The sequence below is a fragment of the Mycobacterium sp. NAZ190054 genome (assembly GCF_001545925.1).
Lineage (GTDB): Bacteria > Actinomycetota > Actinomycetes > Mycobacteriales > Mycobacteriaceae > Mycobacterium.
This window is the reverse complement of record NZ_LMVQ01000233.1, coordinates 1-5,775: the sequence shown is the minus strand read 5'-3', so window position 1 is coordinate 5,775 and position 5,775 is coordinate 1. Positions and strand designations below refer to the sequence as shown.

Here is a 5,775-nt window from a genome sequence, read left to right as displayed (position 1 = left end):
GTTCTTGAGAACTCTCGCCGCAGGCAGAAAGGGACGCATGACCTCCTCAGAGACCGTCCACGACGTCATCATCATCGGGTCCGGCCCGGCCGGGTACACCGCTGCGATCTACGCGGCCCGCGCCCAGCTCAAGCCGCTGGTGTTCGAGGGCAGCCAGTTCGGCGGCGCATTGATGACCACCACCGAGGTGGAGAACTACCCCGGCTTCCGGGAAGGCATCACCGGCCCGGAGCTGATGGACCAGATGCGCGAGCAGGCGCTGCGCTTCGGCGCCGACCTGCGCATGGAGGACGTCGACGCGGTCGACCTGACCGGTCCGGTGAAGTCGGTCACCGTCGGTGACGAGACGCACCACGCCCGCGCGGTGATCCTCGCGATGGGGGCCGCGGCCCGCCATCTCGGGGTGCCCGGCGAGGAAGAGATGATCGGCATGGGGGTGAGCACCTGCGCGACCTGTGACGGCTTCTTCTTCCGCGACCAGGACATCGCCGTGGTCGGCGGTGGGGACTCCGCCATGGAGGAGGCCACCTTCCTCACCCGCTTCGCCCGCAGCGTCACCCTGATCCACCGCCGTGACGAGTTCCGCGCGTCCAAGATCATGCTCGAGCGCGCACAGGCCAACGAGAAGATCACCATCCTGACCAACACCCAGGTCACCGCGATCGAAGGTGACCCCAAGGTGACCGGGATCCGGTTGCGCAACACCGTCACCGGTGAGGAATCCGCGCTCGCGGTGACGGGCGTCTTCGTGGCGGTCGGGCACGACCCCCGGTCCGAGTTGGTCCGCGACCAGGTCGAGGTCGATGACGAAGGTTACGTGAAAGTGCAGGGCCGCACCACCTACACCTCGGTCGAAGGTGTCTTCGCCGCAGGCGATCTCGTCGATCACACCTACCGTCAGGCGATCACCGCCGCCGGAAGTGGTTGCGCCGCTTCGATCGACGCCGAGCGCTGGCTGGCCGAACACGCCGCTCCGGGCGAAAGAACCTCCACCACAACAGAAGACAGCGATCTGATAGGAGCACAGCAGTGAGCGGTTCCAACACGGTCACCGTGACCGACGATTCGTTCTCCGACGACGTGCTGTCGGCCGGCACCCCGGTGCTGGTGGATTTCTGGGCCACCTGGTGCGGGCCGTGCAAGATGGTCGCCCCGGTGCTCGAGGAGATCGCCTCGGAGAAGGCCGGCTCGCTCACCGTCGCCAAGATCGACGTCGACGAGAACCCGGCCACCGCGCGTGATTTCCAGGTGGTGTCGATTCCCACGATGATCCTGTTCAAGGACGGCCAGCCGGTGAAGCGGATCGTCGGCGCGAAGGGCAAGGCCGCCCTGCTTCGCGAATTGGCTGAGATCGTCTAACTACCTTGGGAGACCCCGAATCGCGGCACTACGACTTGCCTGGGGTTTTCTCGAATCCCATGTCGGTCTGAGACAATCGGGCTATGTCGAGTCTGCGTCGCGGTGACCGCGGGGGGGCGGTCGCCGAGATCCGGGCCGCTCTTGCCGCGCTCGGCATGATCGCCGGCGCCGACGAGAACCTGACCACGGGTAAGCACGTGGCGGCGGACATGTTCGACGACGATCTCGACCACGCGGTGCGCGCGTTCCAGCAGCACCGGGGCCTGCTGGTGGACGGAATCGTCGGCGAAGCCACCTATCGCGCGCTCAAGGAAGCCTCCTACCGGCTCGGCGCGCGCACACTCAATCATCAGTTCGGCGCGCCGATGTACGGCGACGACGTCGCCACGCTGCAGGCCCGGCTGCAGGATCTGGGGTTCTACACCGGGCTGGTCGACGGACATTTCGGTCTGCAGACCCACAACGCGCTGTCGTCCTACCAGCGGGAGTACGGCCTCTATCCGGACGGTATCTGCGGCCCGGAAACATTGCGCTCCTTGTACTTTCTCGGATCGCGGGTCACCGGTGGGTCACCACACGCGATCCGGGAGGAGGAGTTGGTGCGCCGGTCCGGGCCGCGCCTGTCCGGCAAGCGGATCATCGTCGACCCGGGACGGGGCGGTGCCGACCACGGCCTGATCACGACCGGGCCCGCGGGTCCGATCAGCGAAGCAGACATCCTGTGGGACTTGGCCTCTCGGCTCGAGGGCCGCATGACCGCGATCGGTATCGAGACGTTCCTGTCCCGGCCGGCCAACGCGTCGCCGTCGGATGCCGAACGGGCCGCCACCGCGAACACGGTCGGTGCCGACATGATGATCAGCCTGCGCTGCGCGACCCATCCCAGCCCCGCGGCCAACGGTGTCGCGTCGTTCCATTTCGGCAATTCGCACGGCTCGGTGTCCACGATCGGGCGCAACCTTGCGGATTTCATCCAACGGGAAGTGGTCGCGCGCACCGGATTACGTGATTGCCGGGTGCACGGCCGGACCTGGGACCTGTTGCGGCTGACCAGAATGCCGACCGTGCAGGTCGACGTCGGATACATCACCAATCCCGACGACCGCGCCAAACTGGTGTCGCCGTCGTCCCGCGACGCGCTGGCCGAAGGCATCCTGGCCGCGGTCAAGCGGCTCTATCTGCTCGGCAAGAACGACCGGCCCACCGGGACGTTCACGTTCGCCGAACTGCTCGCCCACGAGCTCGCGGTCGAACAGGCGCGCCACGGCTGACCCGCCGCCCGGGTCATCCACACGCGCTCGACGCCGCACCCACCGGCTGTTCGAGCTGCGCGCCTTCCAGCAGTCGTTCCAGCGCCGCTTCGACACCGGCCTTCCACCCCAGACCCTGCTCGAGCTCGAGACGCAGTCTCGGGAAGTAGGTGTGGTGCGAGACCACCACGAAGCCGGCGTCCAGCAGCAGATCCGCGTCGAGCACGCACTGGTCCACCGAGCAGTCCCCCAGTGCCTCCATCACCGGACGGACGTCGGGCGGCACGGTGTCCATTTCGGTCAGCTCAGGCACCTGACTCGTCCGGCCGAACGCCTCCAGTGCGCGTACACCTCGACGCACCAGGTCCGCGACGACCGCGGTGAGCAGCGTATGGGACAGGTCGGTCGCGTCCTGCCCGGGCTCGACGCCCAGGGTGGTCAACAGCACGGCATCGGCGCTGACCGGTCCGGTCGGAAAGCGGGTGGCGCGGGGCACCGAGCGCGGCGGCGCGTAGAACACGTATCCGAGGCACGGTTCGTCGTCGGGGTCCTCACTCACGCGCTCCCGGCCGGCGGCGGTGCGGTGCTCGACGGCGAGCTGACCGCAGGACCCCCACTCGAGCATGACCATCGACAGCCACGCTTCCTTCTCGAACTCCGGATCCGACAGGTGATCGCCCCGGTCGATGATCGCCGGGTCGACTTCCCAGTAGACACAGCGCCGCGCATGCTTGGGCAACTGCTCGAACGCCTCGAGCCGAAGGGGCGTGATACGTGCGGCCACTAGACTCCCCGGTCTCTTCGCCGTCCAAATGGGTACGGCTGCCCCTCCAGAATAGAAGGCCGGCGCCGGCGTGGCTCCCCCTGGGCGCGTCCGCCACCCTTCGCCCGCCGGATCATCGAATGAGATTGCGCCGCAGCATCTTTGCGATCGGACCCGGCCCCCCCGACGCGAACTGCGCCATCTGTGTCACAGTGACGTAATTCGGCGGTGTGATGGGTCATTGCCGGGACGCGTTCATCAACTCCACTATGCGCTGCAAATCGTCGACCGAGCCGAACTCGACGACGATTTTGCCCTTGCGCTTGCCCAGGCTCACGGTGACACGGGTATCGAATGCCGTCGACAGCTGTTCGGCGACGTCCTGCAATCCCGGCATCTGGATGGGCTTACGACGGGGAGCCGCCGGCGGCGCTTCGCCGTTGCGGTTGGCCAGCGTCACCGCTTCTTCGGTGGCGCGGACCGACAGCCCCTCGGCCACGATACGTGCGGCGAGTTCTTCCTGGGCCTCCGGTCCCGCCTCCAGGGACAGCAGCGCCCTGGCGTGTCCGGCCGAGAGCACCCCCGCCGCCACCCGACGCTGCACCGCGATCGGGAGGCGAAGCAGCCGGATCATGTTGGTGATCAGCGGGCGGGACCGGCCGATCCGGGATGCGAGTTCATCGTGGGTGACGCCGAACTCCTCGAGCAGCTGCTGGTACGCGGCCGCCTCTTCGAGCGGATTCAGCTGCACCCGGTGGATGTTCTCCAGCAGCGCGTCGCGCAGCATGCTGTCGTCCGCGGTCTCGCGGACGATCGCGGGAATGGTCGCGACGCCGGCCAGCTGCGCGGCACGCCACCGCCGCTCCCCCATCACGAGTTGATAGCGCGGTGGGCTCTGCCCGTCCTCGCTCGGCGTCGCGCGGACCACGATCGGCTGCATCAGCCCGAACTCGCGGATCGAATGCACCAATTCCGCCAGAGCTTCCTCGTCGAACACCTGGCGCGGCTGCCGCGGGTTGGGGTCGATCTGGGACGGCGCGATCTCGCGGTACACCGCACCGACCGGGTTCGTCTCCTCCGCGGGCGGTGGGGTGGCCGGTGCCGCGGGCGCGCCACCGAGGACGACGTCAGCGGCGGCGGCACCCATCTTCGGTCCCAGCGTCGCAGGTTGGCCGGTCTCGGCCGGTCCCGTCGGAATCAGTGAAGCCAGCCCGCGGCCCAGACCGCTGCGCTTGCGTGCCGGAGTGTTCATCGGTCCCCTCTACCTTCGTCCCCACCGCGGAGTGCCAGCTCGCGGCTGGCGTCGAGATAACTCATCGCCCCTCGCGAACCCCGGTCGTAGTCGATGATCGTCATCCCGTAGCCGGGTGCCTCGGACACCTTCACACTGCGCGGGATCACCGTCCGCAGCACCTTGTCGCCGAAGTGCTCACGGACATCCATCGCGACCTGGTCGGCCAGTTTCGTGCGGCCGTCGTACATCGTGAGGACCACCGTGGTGACATCGAGCTCGGGGTTCAAGTGCGCCTTGACCATTTCGATGTTGCGGAGCAGCTGACCCACGCCCTCGAGTGCGTAGTACTCGCACTGGATCGGGATCAGCACCTCCGGCGCGGCGACCAGAGCGTTGATCGTCAGCAGTCCGAGCGACGGCGGGCAGTCGATGAACACGTAGTCGAAGTCGTAGTGCTGGAGATCGCCGAGTGCGGTGCGGAGCCGGCCTTCCCGGGCGACCATGCTGACCAGTTCGATCTCGGCACCGGCCAGGTCGATGGTCGCCGGGATGCAGAACAACCGCTCGCTGTGCGGACTCCGCTGAAGCGCGGTCTCCACCGAGATGTCGCCGATCAGGACTTCGTACGACGACGGGGTGCCCGGCCGATGTTCGATGCCCAGCGCGGTGCTGGCGTTGCCCTGTGGATCGAGATCGATGACGAGGGTCTTCAGGCCCTGCAGCGCGAGCGCGGCCGCGATGTTGACCGCGGTGGTGGTCTTGCCGACGCCGCCCTTCTGGTTGGCGATCGTGACCACCCGTTGGCGCTTCGGCTTGGGCAGCTGTCCTTGCACCGCCGCCTGCATCAGCCGGACGGCTCGTGCGGCCTCCGCACCGATCGGCGTATCGGCGTCCTGGGCCGGCCATGTTTCACGTGAAACATCCGGCCTCGGGAGCGAGTCTGAAGTCTCGGCGTCTCGCGGAGCCGACATCACCTGTACCGCCTTCCGGACCGGAGCTGACGATTCCTGGCCATCTCTTGAAACCCCACGACCACGGTCGCGGGCGGCTCCACGTACTGCGCGCCACATCTTTCCACCTTCACCTTCGACACTCCGAGCGCAGCCATCGACCGCCGGTGCTGCCGGACTTCCTCATCGGCCCGCTCCCCCTTGATCGCCAGCATCCGG

Annotated in this window: 6 protein-coding genes and 1 pseudogene; 3 read left to right on the top strand and 4 right to left on the bottom strand. The window is 67.6% G+C overall.

Going from position 1 to position 5,775, the window contains the following annotated elements; all coding sequences use genetic code 11:
• Positions 1–37: 37 nt before the first annotated feature.
• The 3 genes from trxB to ASJ79_RS16870 all read left to right on the top strand — a co-directional run bounded on the left by trxB (position 38) and on the right by ASJ79_RS16870 (position 2,630).
• Positions 38–1,033 carry a thioredoxin-disulfide reductase gene (trxB, locus tag ASJ79_RS16880; RefSeq protein ID WP_067957339.1) on the top strand — a complete coding sequence of 332 codons (996 nt, stop codon included), beginning with the start codon at positions 38–40 and terminating at the stop codon, positions 1,031–1,033.
• Positions 1,030–1,359, top strand: coding sequence for a thioredoxin (gene trxA / locus ASJ79_RS16875; RefSeq protein WP_067957335.1), 330 nt, complete (start codon positions 1,030–1,032; stop codon positions 1,357–1,359). Before trxB ends, trxA begins: the two co-directional genes overlap by 4 nt.
• A gap of 83 nt (positions 1,360–1,442) precedes the next feature.
• The gene (locus ASJ79_RS16870; protein WP_067957332.1) at positions 1,443–2,630 is read left to right on the top strand and encodes an N-acetylmuramoyl-L-alanine amidase; all 1,188 of its coding nucleotides are present in this window, start codon (positions 1,443–1,445) and stop codon (positions 2,628–2,630) included.
• A 13-nt stretch (positions 2,631–2,643) separates the two neighbouring features.
• Here ASJ79_RS16870 and ASJ79_RS16865 read toward each other — a convergent pair whose 3' ends face one another.
• The 4 genes and pseudogenes from ASJ79_RS16865 to ASJ79_RS33245 all read right to left on the bottom strand — a co-directional run.
• Entirely contained in the window at positions 2,644–3,393 is a 750-nt protein-coding gene (locus ASJ79_RS16865) for an acetyltransferase (protein WP_067957330.1), read from the bottom strand.
• Between the two features lie 217 nt (positions 3,394–3,610).
• On the bottom strand, positions 3,611–4,624 hold the full coding sequence (locus ASJ79_RS16860) for a ParB/RepB/Spo0J family partition protein (protein ID WP_067957326.1): 1,014 nt from the start codon (positions 4,622–4,624) through the stop codon (positions 3,611–3,613).
• Positions 4,621–5,577, bottom strand: a complete 957-nt coding sequence (locus ASJ79_RS16855) for a ParA family protein (RefSeq protein ID WP_067957324.1) — start codon at positions 5,575–5,577, stop codon at positions 4,621–4,623. Before ASJ79_RS16855 ends, ASJ79_RS16860 begins: the two co-directional genes overlap by 4 nt.
• A pseudogene (locus ASJ79_RS33245) lies at positions 5,577–5,775 on the bottom strand (16S rRNA (guanine(527)-N(7))-methyltransferase RsmG); the annotation flags it as partial. The pseudogene ASJ79_RS33245 and the gene ASJ79_RS16855, both read right to left, overlap by 1 nt.